Source organism: Streptomyces sp. NPDC028907 (genome assembly GCF_055564995.1).
The window spans coordinates 410,316-427,621 of sequence record NZ_JBVHVE010000004.1; the positions used below are offsets into that span (position 1 = coordinate 410,316).

The window sequence follows — 17,306 nt, forward strand, 5'->3', positions numbered from 1 at the left end:
GCCGGCGGCTCGGGTCCCGCGTCACCACCGTGCGCGCAGCGCCCCGAACTCCTCGTGGAAACCCGGGAAGGTCTTCCGTACACACCCGGGGTCGTCGAACGAGATACCCGGCACCCGCAGCCCGGTCACCGCGAAGGACATGACGATGCGGTGGTCGCCGTACGACTTGATCTCGGTGCCTGCCGGCGCGTCAGCGGCTGCCGGCTGCACCTCGATCCAGTCCGGGCCCGTCGTCACCCGCACGCCCAGCCGCCGCAGGTTCTCCGCGCAGGCCTCCAGCCGGTCGCACTCCTTGACCCGCGTGTTCGCCACGTCCTCGATCCGTACCGGGCCGGAGGCGAAGGGCGCGATGGCGGCGAGGGTCGGCATGGTGTCGGAGATGTCGCGCATGTTGACGGTGACGCCCCGCAGTTCGCCGGTGCCCCGGACCGTCGTCGCGTCCCGGCCCACCGTCACGTCCGCGCCCATCCGCCGCAGTACGTCGACGAAGCCCAGGTCGCCCTGGAGCGCGCCCTCGCCCAGGCCCGGGACGGTGACCTCGCCGCCCGTGACGGCCGCCGCGGCGAAGAAGTAGCTCGCGGTGGACGCGTCGGGCTCGACGGCGTAGGTCGTGGCGCGGTAGCCGCCCGGCGGAACCAGGAAGGAGTTGCCCTCCCGGCCGACCTCCACCCCGAACGCCCGCATCATCGCGATCGTGATCTCGACGTACGGCACGGAGACCAGGTCGGTGACCGTGATGCGCAGGCCCTCGCGGGTGAGCGGGCCGAGCAGCAGCAGGGCCGTCAGGTACTGCGAGGACTGGCCCGCGTCCAGGGTCACCTCGCCGCCCGCCACGCCGTCCGCCGTCACGGTCAGGGGGTGGTGGCCCTCCTGCGCCTCGTGGCGCAGGTCCACGCCGAGGTCGCGCAGGGCCCGGGTCAGCGGGAGCAGGGGGCGGCGACGCATCTGGGGCGAGGCGTCGAAGCGGTATGTGCCGTGGCCGGCGGCCGCCAGCGTGGGCAGGAAACGTGCCGTCGTCGCGCCGTCGCGGCAGTAGACGTCCGCCTCCGTCACCGCGGGGCCCTGCGGGCGGCCGTCGACCTGCCAGGTGTCCGGCGTCCGGCCGACCCGGTAGCCGAGCCGGGCCAGGCCCTCGGCGAAGCCCTCCGTGTCGTCCGAGCGCAGCGGCCGCACGAGCGTGGTGACCCCGTCGGCCGCGGCCGCCAGGAAGAGGGCGCGGGCGGTGACGGACTTGGATCCGGGGATGTCGACTACGGGCATGCCGCCATGATCGCCCGGCCCCGCGCTCCCGCGCCGCGCCGTCCACGAGATGGACCCGCCCCCGGCCGCCCCTACCCGTCCCATACCTGGGGGCTGCCGCCCCCCAGACCCCCGCTTCGGCCCTGCGGGCCTCGTCCTCAAGCGCCGGACGGGCTGAACAGCCCAGCCCCTCCGGCGTTTGAGGAGCGGGGTCTGGGGCGGAGCCCCAGAAGGATGGGACGGGTAGGGGCGGCGGGGGCGAGGAAACGTGGTCCCATCCACCCCACCCACCCCCGCCCTACCGACTTCGCCGATTCCAGCCATCCCCGGGAACCCTCCCCCACCCCCGCCCGTCCAACCCGCGAGCTGCCGGAGAGTCACCGTGGTGCGGTGTCGGCCCTCGCTGCTGGCTGCGATCGCTGACCAACCCTCTCCGCCGCACCCCGGCCGGCAGCCCGCCGTCATCGGCGCGCCCCCCTCCAACTGCGCCGATGGCGGCCCCTCCTTGGTTACGGTGCACTCCCTTGACTGGCAGAAACTTCCCCGTTATTGGTGACTTCTCGGAAGTTTCCTTCAGCGCACCACCTCCGGAAGGAGCGCACGTGCCCGACACCAGCACAGGAGACACCGCAACGCCCTCCAGACGTACGGTCCTCGCCGCCACCACCGGCCTCACCACCGCCCTCGCCCTCGGCGGCACCGCCCACGCCTCCGCCCCCGACGACAAGAGGCTGCGCGCCCTCGTCGCCCGGATGACCCTGCCGGAGAAGGTCGGCCAGCTCTTCGTCATGCGGGTCTACGGCCACTCCGCCACCACTCCCGACCAGGCCGACATCGACGCCAACCTCAAGGAGATCGGTGTCCGCACGGCCGCCGAGCTGGTCGCCAAGTACCGGGTGGGCGGCGTCATCTACTTCACGTGGGCGCACAACACCCGGGACCCGCATCAGATCGCCGACCTGTCCAACGGCATCCAGCGGGCCTCCCTCACCCAGCCGCGCGGCCTGCCCGTCCTCATCTCCACCGACCAGGAACACGGCATCGTCTGCCGCGTCGGCGAGCCAGCCACCCTGTTCCCGGGCGCCATGGCCATCGGTGCGGGCGGTTCGCGCTCCGACGCCCGCACCCTCGGCCGGATCGCCGGACAGGAACTCAGGGCGCTCGGCATCCGGCAGAACTACTCCCCCGTGGCCGACGTGAACGTCAACCCGGCCAACCCGGTCATCGGCGTCCGCTCCTTCGGCGCCGACCCGGACGCCGTCGCCGGCATGGTCGCCGCCGAGGTGGCCGGATACCAGCGCTACGCGCACGACCGGCAGGTCGCGGCCACCGCCAAGCACTTCCCCGGGCACGGAGACACGGCCGTCGACAGTCACTACGGCTTCCCGGTCATCACCCACACCCGTGCGCAGTGGGAGAGCCTGGACGCACCGCCGTTCCGGGCCGCCGTCCGCGCCGGCATCGACTCGATCATGACCGCCCACATCATGGTCCCGGCCCTCGACGACTCCGGCGACCCGGCTACCCTCTCCCGCCCCATCCTCACCGGCATCCTGCGCGAGGAACTCGGCTACGACGGACTGGTGGTGACCGACTCGCTCGGCATGGAGGGCGTCCGCACGAAGTACGGCGACGACCGCGTCCCCGTCCTCGCGCTCAAGGCCGGCGTGGACCAGCTCCTCAACCCGCCGTCCCTCGACATCGCCTGGAACGCGGTCCTGAAGGCCGTACAGGACGGGGAACTCACCGAGTCCCGGCTCGACGAGTCCATCCTGCGCATCCTGCGGCTGAAGGCGAAGCTGCGGCTGTTCGAGGAGCCGTACGTCAGCCAGAGCGGCGTCGAGCGCAACGTCGGCACCCGGTCCCACCTCGCGACCGCCGACCGTGTCGCCGAGCGGACGACGACGGTGCTGGTCAACGAGGGTCCGCTGCTGCCGCTGTCCCGCCGCAGCCACCCCAAGGTCCTCGTCGTGGGCGCCGACCCGGCCTCCCCGTCCGGCACGACGGGCCCGCCGACCGGTGTCCTCGCCGCCGCCCTCACCGAACTGGGCTTCACGGCGACCGCCCTGTCGACGGGCACCTCGCCTTCCGCCGCCACCATCGCCCGCGCCGTCGAGGCGGCCCGGACGGCGGACGCCGTGGTGGTCGGGACGTACAACGTCACCGCGAGCAGCACACAGAAGACGCTGGTCGAACAGCTGCTCGCGACGGGCCGACCGGTCGTGGCGGTCGCGATCCGCAACCCGTACGACGTGGCCCATCTGCCCACCGTCCGGGCCTGCTTGGCGTCGTACTCCTGGACCGACGTCGAGCTGCGCGCGGCCGCCCGGGTGATCGCCGGCCGGGTGGCACCGCGCGGAAGGCTGCCGGTACCGGTGCAGCGGGCGGACGATCCGACGCGGGTGCTGTATCCGGTCGGGCACGGGCTGTCCTACCGGAGCAGTTAGCACGGGGTAGCACTTGGACGTAGCGCCCGTACGTCACACAGCGGGCGCACTCACCCCCAACCGACGCAAAGGACCCCACACGTCTGGCGTGCGCCCGTTGTCGCGGGTCACGCTGGACGGGGGTACCAGGGGGGAGTGCGATGCGCGGGAGAAATGGTGCGGGGCCGGCCTGTGCGCTGCTGGTGCTGCTCAGCGCGTTGTTGACGGGGTGTCAGAATGCCTCGGCGGCGAAGGACGACGGGCGGCTCGACAGGACCGCGAGCCAGCAGCAGGTGGCGCCGACCCGGGCCGCGGGCTACGGCACGGTGTTCCTCGGCGTGGACGAGTGCAGCTCCTTCGGTACGACGAGCTTCACCGAGGTGTCCTGCACCAGCGAGCGGGCGGCGGCGCGGGTCGTGGCGCGGCACGAGGGCAAGGTGGGCGTGGGGCCGCTCTGCCCCGGGACCACGGACTTCGTGCTGCACATCAGCGAGCAGAGCCGCGGCTCCGACGAGGACGGCGACGGCACGGTCCCGCAGGGCTACGCCTGCATGCGCAACCTCGCCGCACCCCACCCCGGCGACCCCGGCGGCGGAGGCGGCCCCCGCACCATCGTGGGCGACTGCGTGTACAGCTCGGGCGACGGCCAGGTCCGCGAGACGTCCTGCGACGGCACGGCCGAGCGGAAACCGCAGTACAAGGTGACGAAGGCCGTCGACAAGCGAGCGGGATGCCCCTTGTCGACGGCCCTGTACGTCCAACTGGGCGGCGAGAAACCGGTGGGTTGCGCGCGGCCCGTGTGAGACGCACGTCAGCGCCGCGGCTGACGTACGGAACGCAGGGCTACGGGCGCAGGGTCGGCTCCCGCTCCACGTCGCGCACATCCAGCTTCGCGTCGTACTTCGCCAGCGGCTCCGCCCGGTTCACGGCGGTGGCCGGGACGCCCGCCCACTGCAGGATGCGGGCCGTGGCGAGGGCCTTCTCTTCACCGACCAGGCCGTCCACCCGGGCGCCGTGGTTGGCGCCGGGGGCGGTGAACACGTACGAGTCCTTCGCACCCTTGCCGAGGCGGAACGGCTCGGCGCCCCACGGGTCGTTCTGCCCGTAGACGAAGAGCATGTGGCGGGCGTTGTGCTTCACCCAGGTGTCCACGTCGCGCATGGCCCACGGCCGGAACTTCGTCGGGATGTCGCTCGGGACGAAGTTCCGCGGGGGCTGGTAGCCGTAGCGGAGGTACTTCTTCTCGATGTGCGGGAAGTGGATCGTCGGCGCGCCGAGCTGGGTGGCCGCCTGGTAGTAGTACGGCGTGTACGGCTCCAGGCCCTGGTCGGTGTAGAAGGAGAAGCCGGAGACCGTGTCGATGGACGTCCAGATCTGGTCGTCGGTGGCGTTCTTCGCGTCCGGCGGGATCAGGGTGTCGTTGACGCAGTTCTGGAGCAGGTTGTACTGCCAGAAGCCCCAGACGTAGTCCAGGACGACCGCCTCGTACGCCTTGTCCAGGCTGCCGATCGTGCGGAAGGTGTAACCGTTCTCGGCGGCGTACGCCGCGTACTTCTTCTCCAGCGGCTCCCGGCGCACCAGCGCCTCGCGCTGGACGGCGTTCAGCCGGTCGCGGCACTCCTTGGTGCCGACGCCCGCGAAGAAGCGGTCGTAGGCGGAGTCCTCGTGGTTCACCACGTCGTTGGGCGCGACGTAGGCGACGACACCGTCCATGTCCCTCGGGTAGAAGCGCTCGTAGTACGTGGCGGTCATGCCGCCCTTCGAGCCGCCCGTGGAGATCCAGTTCCGGTCGTAGACCTTCTTCAGCGCCTTGAAGATGCGGTGCTGGTCGCTGGCCGCCTGCCAGATGTCCAGCTTGGTCCAGTCGGCCGGGTCGGGACGGGACGGGGTGAAGAAGCGGTACTCCATGGATATCTGGTTGCCGTCCACGATCTGGGTCGGCTCGCGGCGGCTGGGTGTCGTGGAGACGTCGTAGCCGCTGGTGTAGAAGACCGTCGGCCGGCTGACGTCCTTGTGCAGCACGGTGACGCGCTGCTGGAACGTCCCCTTGGACGGGTGCCGGTGATCGACCGGCTGGGTGTAGTTGAGCACGAAGAAGCGGTAGCCGGTGTACGGCTTCTCCTCGATCAGGCTCATCCCCGGTATGGAGAGCAGCCGGTCCTTGATGTCGGTGGTGGTGGCCGCCGCCCGGGCGGTGGTGGCCGCCCCCGCGGTGCCCGCCGTTCCCGCCGTTCCCAACGTGCCGATCAGCACGCCGAGCGCCAGCAGCCATCTGAGCGCCTTCCGCATGCACCCTCCCTTGTGAGTCAGATGTGCGTGCGGAAGCTATCGGAGCAACTCCCCGACACACCAGGGGAGATGGAGAATTCCCGGAAGCCAAGGCGCGGCGGTGGCTCGGCAGGGGCGTGAATCAGCCGGTCAGCACAGGATCCAGCCCTTGCTCACCGACCCGCTCCCCACCCGGCCCTTCACCCACACGCACCGCTGGCCGGCATGGACGGTGACCGGGCCGGCCCGGCGGGTGTACAGGCCCTCGTCGGTCACCGGCTTGGCCCGGTACGCCTGCACACTGACCTTCATCGTCTGCTGTCGTCCGGGGCGCCTGGGGGTGACGATGGCGCAGACGTGGCCGCTCTTCTTGTAGACGTACAGGGTGCCGGTGGAGAACGGGTACGTCTTGACCTTGCGGCCCTCGCAGCGCGTGGGGGCCGCGGCCTGCGCCTGCGTCGGGGCCGCGACCGCGATAAGGCCGGACGCCGTCAGCACCGCCAGCCCGACGGCCAGTCGTCGGCGTATCGCACCACTGTCCACTTGGTTGTCCTCCCCGTACACCGGCAATGAGCGTACTGGTGTACGGACGCACGGCGTACGCCGGATGGTTGCACGGCAGTGCCCTCACGCCGCGGCGGCTTCGGCCTCCCCGGCGAAGGTCCGCCACAACTCCGCATACCGCCCGCCCCGCGTCAGCAACTCCTCGTGCGTCCCGTCCTCCGCGACCCGGCCGTGATCCACGACGACCACCCGGTCCGCGCGGGCGGCGGTGGTGAGGCGGTGGGCGACGACAAGCGTGGTGCGGCGGCCGGCGACGCGGTCCGTGGCCTGGTTGACCTGGGCTTCCGTGGCCAGGTCGAGGGCGGCGGTCGCCTCGTCGAGGAGCAGGATGTCGGGGTCGACCAGTTCGGCGCGGGCGAGGGCGATCAGCTGGCGTTGGCCGGCGGAGAGGTTGCGGCCGCGTTCGGCGACCTCGTGGAGGTAGCCGCCGTCGAGGGTGGCGATCATGTCGTGGGCGCCGACCGCACGGGCCGCCGCCTCCACGTCGGCGTCGGTGGCGTCCGGCCGGCCGTAGGCGATGGCGTCACGGACGGTGCCCTGGAAGAGGTACGCCTCCTGCGGGACGACGCCGAGACGGTGGCGGTACGACGTGAGGTCCAGGGCGCGCAGGTCCGTGCCGTCGACGGTCACCCGGCCGCCGGTCGGGTCGTAGAAGCGTGCCACCAGCTTGACCAGGGTCGACTTGCCCGCACCCGTCTCGCCGACGAACGCGACCGTCTGTCCGGCCGGGATGCGCAGGTCGACGCCGCTCAGCGCCTCCTCGTCCGCCCCGTACGCGAAGCGCACGTCCTCGAACGCGACCTCGCCGCGCAGCGACGGCACCTCCAGCGGCTCCTCGGCCGCCTTCGTCGAGGTCGGCTCCCGCAGGAGTTCCTGGATGCGGCCGAGCGAGACCGTGGCCTGCTGGTAGCCGTCGAAGACCTGGGAGAGCTGCTGGACCGGGGCGAAGAACAGGTCGATGTAGAGCAGGTACGCCACCAGCGCGCCGGTCGTCAGCGTCGCCGCCTCGATCCGGGCCCCGCCCACGATCAGCACCGCCGCCGCGGCCCCCGACGACAGGAACTGCACGAACGGGAAGTAGATCGAGATCAGCCACTGACCGCGGATGCGGGCCTGCCGGTAGCTGTCGCTGCGCTCGGCGAACCGCGCGCCGCCGTCCCGCTCGCGCCGGAAGGCCTGCACGATCCGCAGCCCGGACACCGACTCCTGGAGGTCGGCGTTGACCAACGACACGCGCTCACGGGCGAGTTCGTACGCCTTCACGCTCGCCCGGCGGAAGAAGTAGGTCCCGACGATCAGCGGCGGCAGCGTCGCGAAGACGACGAGCGCGAGCTGGAGGTCGAGGACCAGCAGGGCGACCATGATGCCGAAGAAGGTGACGACGGAGACGAAGGCGGTGACCAGGCCCGTCTGGAGAAACGTCGACAGCGCGTCGACGTCCGTCGTCATCCGGGTCATGATCCGGCCGGTCAACTCCCGCTCGTAGTAGTCGAGTCCGAGCCGCTGGAGCTGGGCGAAGATCTTCAGCCGGAGGGAGTACAGGACGCGCTCACCGGTGCGCCCGGTCATCCGCGTCTCGCCGATCTGCGCCACCCACTGGACGGTGACCGCGAGCAGTGCGAGCAGGGAGGCCGCCCAGACCGCGCCGAGGGCGACCTGCGTGACGCCGGAGTCGATGCCGTGCCGGATCAGGACGGGCAGCAGGAGACCCATCCCGGCGTCCATGGCGACCAGGCCGAGGCTGATCAGGAGCGGCAGCCCGAAGCCTCGCAGCAGCCGTTTCAGGCCGTACGACTCCTCCGGCCGGACCGCCTTGGCCTCGTCGATGTCGGGAGTGTCGGTCGCCGGTGGCAGCGCCGCCACCTGGGCGAGGAGCTCGGGGGTGGCCGGGGACTCCGTCAGCGCCAGGTCCTTGGGTTCGCGGTCGCCGGTCCACAGCCTCGGCGTCACCCCGCGTTCGGCGTCGAACTCGGCGTCCAGTTCGTCCCGTACGGAGGTGTCCTCCTGGGGGCAGACCGGCTGGGCGTGGCCGGGTGAGACGCCGCCGAGCTCGTCGGGGTCGGTGAGCAGGCGGCGGTAGAGGGCGGAGCGCTGCTGGAGTTCCTCATGGGTGCCGATGTCGGCGAGGCGGCCGGCGTCGAGGACGGCGATGCGGTCGGCGAGGTTGAGGGTGGAGCGCCGGTGGGCGATGAGGAGGGTGGTCCGGCCCTCCATCACCTGCTTCAGCGCCTCGTGGATCTCGTGCTCGACGCGGGCGTCCACCGCCGAGGTCGCGTCGTCGAGAACGAGCAGCCGGGGATCGGTGAGGATCGCGCGGGCGAGCGCGACGCGCTGGCGCTGGCCGCCGGAGAGGGTCAGGCCGTGCTCGCCGACCGTGGTGTCGTAGCCGTCGGGCAGCTCGGCGATGAACCGGTCCGCCTGGGCGGCGCGGGCGGCTGCGCGGATCTCCTCGTCGGTGGCGTCGGGGCGGCCGTACGCGATGTTGTTGCGGACCGTGTCCGAGAAGAGGAAGGAGTCCTCGGGGACCAGTCCGATCGCGGCCCGCAGCGAGTCGAAGGTCAGCTCGCGGACGTCGTGGCCGCCGACGAGGACGGCGCCGCGGGTGACGTCGTAGAAACGCGGCAGGAGGAGGGAGACGGTGGACTTTCCGGAGCCGGAGGAGCCGACGACCGCGAGGGTCTCGCCGGAGCGGATCTCGAAGCTGAGCCCGTCGAGGACGGGGCCGGAGGAGTCGTCGTAGCCGAAGGACACGTCGTCGAACTCGACGGTCGCGGGCGCGTCGGCGGGCAGCGTCCTGGTGCCCTCCTTGATCGACGGCTCGGTGTCGATCAGCTCCAGGACGCGCTCGGTGCCCGCCCGGGCCTGCTGCCCCACGGTGAGGACCATGGCGAGCATGCGCACCGGGCCGACCAGCTGGGCGAGGTAGGTCGAGAAGGCGACGAACGTACCCAGCGTGATGTGCCCGCGCACCGCCAGCCAGCCGCCGACCGCGAGCATGGCGACCTGGCCGAGCGCGGGGACCGCCTGGAGCGCCGGGGTGTACTTCGAGTTGAACCGGATGGTGCGCAGCCGCCCGGCGAAGAGCCGCCGGCTGACGTCCCTGAGCTTCCCGGTCTCCTGCTCCTCCTGCCCGAACCCCTTCACCACGCGTACGCCGCTGACGGCGCCGTCGACCACTCCGGCGACGGCGGCGGCCTGGGCCTGGGCGTACCAGGTGGAGGGGTGAAGCTTGGTCCGGCTGCGCTTGGCGATCCACCACAGCGCGGGGGCGACGGCGAGGGCGACCAGCGTGAGCGGCAGCGACAGCCACGCCATGACGACCAGGGATATCAGGAAGAGCGCGAAGTTCCCGATGGTCATCGGGAGCATGAAGAGCAGACCCTGGATCAGCTGGAGGTCGCTGGTGGCCCGCCCGACGACCTGCCCGGTGGACAGCTCGTCCTGCCGCCGCCCGTCGAGCCGGGTGATCGTCCCGAACATGTCGGTGCGCAGATCGTGCTGGACGTCGAGGGCGAGCCGGCCGCCGTAGTAGCGGCGGATGTAGGTCAGGACGTACACGGCGACGGCGGCGGCTATCAGCAGGCCGGCCCAGAGGGCCATGCCGCGGGTGTGGTCGCCGATCACGTCGTCGATGATCACCTTGGTGATCAGCGGGACGACGGCCATGACGGCCATACCGGCGAGGGAGGAGCCCAGGGCCAGGACGACGTCCCTGGGGTAACGCCACGCATACCCGGCCAGCCTGCGCGCCCAGCCCTTGGTCTCCCCCTGATGCGCTGCCACGCGGGTGCCCTCCGTTCGTCCTGATCTGCCGGAAGTCACCAACGCCGACGAGCGCCGATTTCATCCCGCAGCAACAAACGGGGGCGGTGCGCTCAGATCCGTACGCGCAGGTGGTAGAACCGTGTCGTCTGTACGGCGTTCTGGTTGTCGTCGCTGACCAGCAGCACCTTCAGGCGGTCGCCCGCACGGCGCGTGATCACCATGCCCTCGATGTTGTCGAGGAGCGGGTTCGGCTGGGGCTGCTCGGCGGTCGCTCCCAGTGACGGGCAGTTCACGATGTCGGCGAGCAGCGTCTTCTTGATCAGCCGTACGCCGTCCTGCCCGGTGAGGTGCTCGACACCGCTCGTGTCCGTGGCCCGGCGCGGGTCGGCGAGGTAGAGGCGGACCGTGTTGCCGACGCCCGCGGTGAAGCCGCGTTCCAGGACGAGGAGGCGGCCGTCGGGGGTCGCCTGGACCTCGGGGACGCCGAGGCCGGCGTCGGTGCGGTAGGCGTACTGGCGGGAGAGCCGGAAGTGACCGCTCTCGGTCCGCCGCCAGGTCTGGAAGCGGACGATGCCGGTGCCGTCCCCGGCGAGCGCGTACTCCATCGAGGCGAGCAGGGTGCGGCCGCCGGGCAGCAGGGTCAGACCCTCGAAGGTGCCGTTGGAGACGGCGCGGCCGGCCGGGGCGACCTTCAGGTCGTCCGGCACGGGGAGGCGGTCGAGGATCCTGCCGTCGCGGGAGTGACGGCGTACGGAGGGCTCGGTCTCGGAGGAGACCAGCCGGGTGCCGTCCCGGTCGACGACCAGGCCCTCGGAGTCGAGGGCGGCACCGCTCTCGTCGGCGAGCGGGACGACGGCCCGGGGCATGAGCGTCTTCCCGTCCAGGCCGAACAGGGCCGAACGGTCGGAGACGGCCGCGAGCGAGCCGTCCCGGTCCACGGCGAGGGCGGAGAAGTTCCCGACGAAGGTGCCGTCGTACGTCGTCTTGTCGAGCGCGTCGGAGAAGCGGTCGATGGAGACGGCGGGCGAACAGGCATGGCTGTCCGGCGTGTTGGCGGTGACGGCGGCGGTGACGGCGTGGACGTCGGCGTTCGCCGGGCCGGCGACGGTCAGGCAAGTGGCCGCCGCCAGGCCCGCGGTGGCGGTGGCGAGTACGGTTCTCAGGCGCATGGGGTCACCGTAGGACGGGTGGGTGACGCCAGGTGGGCCGCCTCGTGAAGCCTCAGCTCGCGGCCAGGTCCTTGTGGATGACCTTGGCGACGCCCTGAATGGTCGTGATGCCGTAGTTCATGGTGCTGTTGCCATGGGTCAGCACGGTGATCACGTAATCATGCCCGCGCCCCTTGAAGGCGCCGACGCTGTGCACCCGCCAGCCCTGGGTGGCGCGTTGCAGCCAGCCGTTCTTGACGGCGACGGTGACGCCGGACGGCACTCCGTACGGGGTGCCCCAGCGCTGCGAGGAGACGACCTGCCCCATCAGCTTCAGGATGTAGGCACGGGAGTTGTCGCTGAGTATGGCGTTCTTGGCCGTGATGAGCTTCAGCAGCTTCTGCTCGTCGGTGACGGTGATCTGGGTCAGGCCCCAGTAGCCGTTCGCGCCGGGCTTGGTTTGGGTCATGCCGGCGGCGCTGAGGAAGCCCTTGATCTTCGTCATGCCGAGCTGCTTCCAGAGCGTGCTGGTCGCGGCGTTGTCCGACTTGGTGATCATGGCCTTGGCGAGGGACGCCTCCCGGTCGGTGAGGTACCGGTTGTGCTTCTTCGCGTCCCACAGCAGCGCGGCGAGCACGGTGACCTTGACGACGCTGGCGGAGTCGTAGGCGCTGGAAGCCCGCAGCGCACAGGTCGTGTTGGTGGAACGGTCGTACAGGCCGACCGCGATGGTCCCCTTGCGGTTGGCCAGGGCGGCGGTGATGTCCTTCTTCAGCTTGGCGGCGAGTCCGGCCTTGGCGGACGTACAGCTGACGGTGGGGGCGGGGGCGGCGACGGCGGGGGTGGCGACGGCTATGGACGCCATGGCGACGCCGACGCCCACACCAGCCGCGACGCCCGCTCTCGCGCGTCCGCAAACGCGCCCTGACTTCTCGCTCTTGCTCGTTCTCCCGTGGGTCATGTCCCTCTGACCAACGAGCACGCATGAAAGGTTGTACGCATGATGACTGCTGACGGCGCACTGAGCCCGCGCCCTCGACCCGACTCGCCCCTTCCACCACCCCGCGTCGGCGTTCGTGACGGGCAGCATCGCGGGACGCCGGTCCCGTGTCTGTCGGCAGAACAGCAGGTCCAATTCCACCAGGGCTACGAGCCGGCGGACCGCGACTGGCATGACATGGCTCAGCTGCGGCGGGTGTCCGGGGTCGCCACGCATTTCTGATCCGTCCCGCGCTGTGCGGCCCCTCCGGACTACGGGGCTATGCGGTCCGTACAGGGGCCCTGAGGATCTCCGTCAGGGCGGAGACGCTGTGGTCGCCGTGGCCGGCTTCGACCGCACGCTCGAGCAGATCGTGGAACGGCCTGTGCCAGGCCATGTCGAGGTTCGCTTCCTTGCCGAGTTCCTCGTCGTGGGCGGCTCCGGCCAGGAAGAGGTTCACGGAGGAGGCGGGCCTGGTGTAGTCGCCGCGGTCGATCTCCTCGGCGAAGACCGGCAGTACCGAGTTGATCATTTCGAACCACTTGACGCTGAACCGGACCATCGAGGCCGCCGTGAGGCCCCGGGCCTGCAGGGCCGCAGCGCCCTGGAAGAAGCCGACGAGCGCGGGTAACAGGGTGCCGCCCACCGCCATCTCGTACAGGGCGGCGAGGTCGGGGTCCGTACCGAGATAGACGGTGTCGCCGCCCAGGACACGCAGCGTCGGGGCGAACTCCTCGAACACGCCGATGTCACCGCCGTAGTACAGGAGGGTGTCCTCGGCGCCCACGGCCGACGGCACGTTCTTGATCGCTCCCCCGAGATAGCGCGCTCCGCGCCCGAGCGCCCACTCGGCCAGCTGCCGGGCCCCGGCCGGTGAGCCGCTGTTCAGGGTCACCAGGGCCCGCCCCTTGAGCCCGGCGGCGGCCGGTTCGAGGGCCTCGACGGTGTTCTCGAACGTGGTCAGACAGGCGACGACCAGCGGACTCACCGCCACCGCCTCGTCCACGGTGCGCGCGTGAACAGCACCCCTGGCCACGAGGGGCGCGGCCTTGCCAGGTGTCCTGTTCCAGACGGTGGTCGGGTGCCCGGCGGCGATGAACGCCTCGGCCAGCGCGCTGCCCATCGAGCCCAGCCCGACGACGGTCACGGGAGTGCGGTGATGCCCGGTCATATGTTGCTCCTGCCTGGAACGGATCTTTCTGAGCACCTGAGGTGACGTCAAACACGAGTCTTGGGCGTGGAGTTGCCGCCATCCCGGTGCGCTGACTGCTCCATGCTGTGGGCGTACCACCACATCTGCAAGTACCTACAATTTTGTCGGGTACCCACATTTTTGTTAGGGAGGGCAGATGACGAAGCGGAGCTACACCTGCGGGCTGGACGCCGCCATCGACGTCATGGGAGGGAAGTGGAAGGGACTGATCCTGTTCTGGCTCGGCGAAGGACCACTGCGCTTCGGCGAGTTGCGCCGGACCGTGACCGGCATCAGTGAACGGATGCTGATCCTGCAACTACGGGAACTGGAGGCCAGCGGCCTGGTGCACCGCGAGGTCCATCACCAGGTCCCGCCGAAGGTCGAGTACTCACTGACCGACTTCGGCCGCTCGCTCATCACCGCTCTCGTCCCGCTCGGGCAGTGGGGGGAGGAGAACATGGAGCGTCTCGAAGGGCTCCGGTGAGGGGGCCCACGGCCTCCTTTGCCGACCCCTTTGCGAATCCACAGGAAAGATCCAGGTCCGGCACAGCCCGCACCCACCCCCGCCGCACACGATGCGCTGGTGACATCAGCCACCGATCCCCGCCCCCACACGACCGTGCCCGCCACCGACGTGTCCCCGCTGGCCCCACCGGAGGTCCCACCCCCGGCTCCCCTGGACAAGGCACCCCGCTGGTCGCTCCCCGCGCTGATCGCGATCCTGATCCTGGCGGCGGCGCTGTACTCCTGGAACCTCTCCGGCTCCAGCCTGAACAGCTTCTACAGCGCGGCCGTCCTGAGCGGCACGCAGAGCTGGAAGGCGTGGTTCTTCGGCTCGCTGGACGCGGGGGACTTCCTCACCGTCGACAAGCCGCCGTTCGCCCTGATGGTGATGGGGCTGTCGTGCCGAATCTTCGGTTACGGCACCTGGCAGATGATGCTGCCGATGATCCTGGTCGCGCTGGCGACGATCTGGATCGTGCACTCCTCGGTGAAGCGGGTGTGGGGCCACGGCGCGGCGACGGTGGCCGCGCTGGTCCTGGCCCTGACCCCGATCACGGTCGCCATCAACCGTGACAACAACCCCGACACGCTGCTGGTGTTCCTGATGGCCGGCGGCGCGGCGCTCGCCCTGCGCGCCGTCCACAACGGCAGGTTGCTGCCGCTGGTCGGTTCCGCGGTCTGCTTCGGACTGGCCTTCAACACGAAGATGCTCCAGGGCTACATCGCACTGCCCGCCGTCTTCGCGGTCTACCTGTACGCCGCTAAGCCGAAGCTCGTGAAGCGGATCGTGAACCTGCTGATCGCGGGCGTCGCCCTCGCCGTCTCCAGCTTCTGGTGGGCGGCCGCCGTCTCGCTCGTGCCCGCCGACGAACGCCCGTACATCGGCGGTTCGACGGACGGCACGGCCTGGGACCTGATCATGGGCTACAACGGCCTCGGCCGGATCCTCGGCGGCGAGGGCAACGGCGGAGGCGGCGGTGGAGGCGGCGGCGGCTTCTCCGGTACGGCGGGCATCGGACGGCTCTTCAACGACATCCTCGGCGGCCAGATCTCCTGGCTGATCCCCTTCGCGGCGCTCGCGTGCGTCGGCGGCCTCGTGCTGTGCGGCCGCGCCCCGCGCACCGACCTCACCCGTGCCGCGCTTCTGATGTGGGGCGGCTGGACGGCCCTGCACTACCTGACCTTCGCCATGGCCGAGGGCACGATGCACCCGTACTACACGACCGCGCTCGCCCCGGGCATCGCGGCCCTGTGCGGAGGCGGCGGCCTGATGCTGCTGCGCGCGTTCCGCGCCGACAAGCGGTGGGCATGGGTGCTGCCGGCGGGGCTGGCGGTCACCGCCGTCTGGGCGGTCGTACTCCTGCGGCGGGCCTCCGGCTGGAACACCTGGCTGTGGCCGGCGATCGCCGTCGTCATGGCGCTGGCGATCGTGGGCCTGCTCGTCTTCCGGTCCGCGTCGGGGAACCGGCTGCGGCTGCTGGCGGCCTCCGTGGTGGCGGCGATCGTCGCGGCGGTCGCGGGTCCCGCCACGTACGCCTGGTCGGTGCCGTCCGGTTCGGGCGGCGGCATGGGCGGTACGAACCCGACGGCCGGGCCCTCGACGGGCAGCGGCTTCGGCGGCGGTCCCGGTGGGGGCGGTGGCGGCGGCCGAGGTGGCTTCGGTGGCGGTCAGATGCCGAGCGGCGGCACACGGCAGAACGGTCAGAACGGCCAGGCTCCCGGCGGCATGGGCGGCGGAGGCTTCGGCGGTGGCGGCGCGAGCAGCGAGCTCATCACGTATCTCAAGAAGCACCAGGACGGCGCCAAGTGGCTGCTGGCGGTGTCGAGTTCGCAGAGCGCGGCCCAGCTGATCCTCAGCAGCGGTGAGCCCGTGATCTCCATGTGGGGCTGGTCCGGCAGCGACAAGGCGATGACGCCGGCCAAGCTGAAGGAGCTGGTGAAGAACGGCGAACTTCACTACGTCCAGATCGGTGGCGGCGGCATGGGCGGCGGCCCGGGCGGCGGCAGCACAGTGAGCTCCGAGGTCACGGCCTGGGTCCAGAAGAACGGGACGGCGGTGAAGGAGAGCGAGTACAGCAGCACGTCGCAGTCCTCCGCCTCCGACTCGAACTCCGACTCGTCCTCGTCCCAGACCAACCAGTCGACCATCTACCGCCTGGACCCGTCCGACCTCGGCTGACCCGGCCCCACCCACCCACAACTCCCCACCCCACGGCCCCCGACCTCACCGTCGGGGGCCGTTTCGGTGTCAACTACCTCACCCATGCCCCGATTTGCCGTTTCCCGTCACCCAATGGACACGCGTAAGCCCTCGACACCACCGCATGTCCATGCCACTCTCCCGTTTGCCGCCTCCATTCAACCCGCGTAGATGGGACACCCCACATGCTGGCGACACACATACGCCACCGCCGCTGGAAGTCCGTGGCGCTGACGACGGCAGCCGTCCTGGTCGGCCTCACCACCCCGGCGCTCATGGCCTCCCCGGCCGCGGCCACCACGACGGAGTACGACGACACGTACTACGCCGACGCGATCGGCAAGACCGGTACGGCCCTGAAGGACTCGCTGCACACGATCATCAGCGACCAGACGAAGATCTCGTACTCGGCGGTCTGGAACGCGCTGAAGGTCGCCGACCAGGACCCGAACAACAGCAGCAACGTGCTCCTGCTGTACAGCGGCGTCTCCCGCAGCAAGTCCCTCAACGGCGGCGACGTCGGCGACTGGAACCGCGAGCACACCTGGGCCAAGTCCCACGGCGACTTCGGCGAGGCCATCGGCCCCGGCACGGACCTGCACCACCTGCGCGCCTGCGACGTCCGGGTCAACAGCATCCGCGGCAACCTGGACTTCGACAACGGCGGCAGCGCCGTCACGGGCGGCGGCGGCAGCACCGTCGACTCCGACTCCTTCGCGCCCCGCGCCGCGGACCGGGGCGACGTGGCCCGCATGATCCTCTACATGGCCGTGCGCTACGAGGGTGACGACGGCTGGGCCGACCTGGAGCCCAACGAGAAGGTCGACAACGGCTCCAACCCCTACATGGGCAAGCTCTCCGTCCTCAAGGCATGGAACGAGGCGGACCCGCCGAGCGCCTTCGAGGAGCGCCGCAACGAGGTCATCTACGACTCCTACCAGCACAACCGCAACCCGTTCATCGACCACCCGGAGTGGGTCGAGGCGATCTGGTAGACGATCCGGCAGGCGCCCGGGCT

Annotated in this window: 13 protein-coding genes; 6 read left to right on the forward strand and 7 right to left on the reverse strand. The window is 70.7% G+C overall.

Features of this window, described 5'->3' with window-relative positions:
• Nucleotides 1-21 precede the first annotated feature (21 nt).
• Entirely contained in the window at nt 22-1,260 is a 1,239-nt protein-coding gene (gene aroA, locus ACZ4UU_RS14465; RefSeq protein ID WP_468039774.1) for a 3-phosphoshikimate 1-carboxyvinyltransferase, read from the reverse strand.
• A 581-nt stretch (nt 1,261-1,841) separates the two neighbouring features.
• Here aroA and ACZ4UU_RS14470 point away from each other — a divergent pair.
• Together ACZ4UU_RS14470 and ACZ4UU_RS14475 are read left to right on the forward strand one after the other, a co-directional pair.
• A complete protein-coding gene (locus ACZ4UU_RS14470) occupies nt 1,842-3,686 on the forward strand; it encodes a glycoside hydrolase family 3 protein (RefSeq protein WP_468039775.1) in 1,845 nt (614 codons plus the stop codon).
• 140 nt (nt 3,687-3,826) lie between these two features.
• A complete protein-coding gene (locus ACZ4UU_RS14475) occupies nt 3,827-4,468 on the forward strand; it encodes a hypothetical protein (RefSeq protein WP_468039777.1) in 642 nt (213 codons plus the stop codon).
• Nucleotides 4,469-4,508: 40 nt separating this feature from the next.
• Here the strand turns inward: ACZ4UU_RS14475 and ACZ4UU_RS14480 are convergent, their stop codons facing one another.
• From ACZ4UU_RS14480 to ACZ4UU_RS14500, 5 genes are all read right to left on the reverse strand, one after another.
• Entirely contained in the window at nt 4,509-5,954 is a 1,446-nt protein-coding gene (locus tag ACZ4UU_RS14480; protein WP_468039778.1) for a S28 family serine protease, read from the reverse strand.
• Nucleotides 5,955-6,083: 129 nt separating this feature from the next.
• Entirely contained in the window at nt 6,084-6,476 is a 393-nt protein-coding gene (locus ACZ4UU_RS14485; RefSeq protein WP_468039780.1) for a hypothetical protein, read from the reverse strand.
• A gap of 84 nt (nt 6,477-6,560) precedes the next feature.
• Nucleotides 6,561-10,280, reverse strand: a complete 3,720-nt coding sequence (locus tag ACZ4UU_RS14490) for an ABC transporter ATP-binding protein (protein ID WP_468039782.1) — start codon at nt 10,278-10,280, stop codon at nt 6,561-6,563.
• A gap of 92 nt (nt 10,281-10,372) precedes the next feature.
• The gene (locus ACZ4UU_RS14495; protein ID WP_468039784.1) at nt 10,373-11,431 is read right to left on the reverse strand and encodes an esterase-like activity of phytase family protein; all 1,059 of its coding nucleotides are present in this window, start codon (nt 11,429-11,431) and stop codon (nt 10,373-10,375) included.
• A gap of 52 nt (nt 11,432-11,483) precedes the next feature.
• Nucleotides 11,484-12,275, reverse strand: a complete 792-nt coding sequence (locus ACZ4UU_RS14500) for a serine hydrolase (RefSeq protein WP_468039786.1) — start codon at nt 12,273-12,275, stop codon at nt 11,484-11,486.
• Between the two features lie 138 nt (nt 12,276-12,413).
• Here ACZ4UU_RS14500 and ACZ4UU_RS14505 point away from each other — a divergent pair, with 138 nt between their 5' ends.
• Nucleotides 12,414-12,632, forward strand: coding sequence for a nucleotidyltransferase domain-containing protein (locus ACZ4UU_RS14505; RefSeq protein ID WP_468040207.1), 219 nt, complete (start codon nt 12,414-12,416; stop codon nt 12,630-12,632).
• Between the two features lie 37 nt (nt 12,633-12,669).
• On the opposite strand, the gene ACZ4UU_RS14510 is transcribed toward ACZ4UU_RS14505, so the two are convergent.
• Nucleotides 12,670-13,560 (reverse strand): NAD(P)-dependent oxidoreductase, encoded by an 891-nt coding sequence (locus ACZ4UU_RS14510; protein WP_468039787.1) that lies wholly within the window; start codon nt 13,558-13,560, stop codon nt 12,670-12,672.
• Nucleotides 13,561-13,738: 178 nt separating this feature from the next.
• Between ACZ4UU_RS14510 and ACZ4UU_RS14515 the strand changes: the two genes are divergently transcribed.
• The 3 genes from ACZ4UU_RS14515 to ACZ4UU_RS14525 all read left to right on the forward strand — a co-directional run bounded on the left by ACZ4UU_RS14515 (nt 13,739) and on the right by ACZ4UU_RS14525 (nt 17,283).
• Nucleotides 13,739-14,068, forward strand: coding sequence for a winged helix-turn-helix transcriptional regulator (locus ACZ4UU_RS14515; RefSeq protein WP_468039789.1), 330 nt, complete (start codon nt 13,739-13,741; stop codon nt 14,066-14,068).
• Nucleotides 14,069-14,167: 99 nt separating this feature from the next.
• Nucleotides 14,168-16,267 carry an ArnT family glycosyltransferase gene (locus ACZ4UU_RS14520; RefSeq protein WP_468039790.1) on the forward strand — a complete coding sequence of 700 codons (2,100 nt, stop codon included), beginning with the start codon at nt 14,168-14,170 and terminating at the stop codon, nt 16,265-16,267.
• A gap of 206 nt (nt 16,268-16,473) precedes the next feature.
• Nucleotides 16,474-17,283 carry an endonuclease I family protein gene (locus ACZ4UU_RS14525; protein ID WP_468039792.1) on the forward strand — a complete coding sequence of 270 codons (810 nt, stop codon included), beginning with the start codon at nt 16,474-16,476 and terminating at the stop codon, nt 17,281-17,283.
• Nucleotides 17,284-17,306 lie beyond the last annotated feature (23 nt).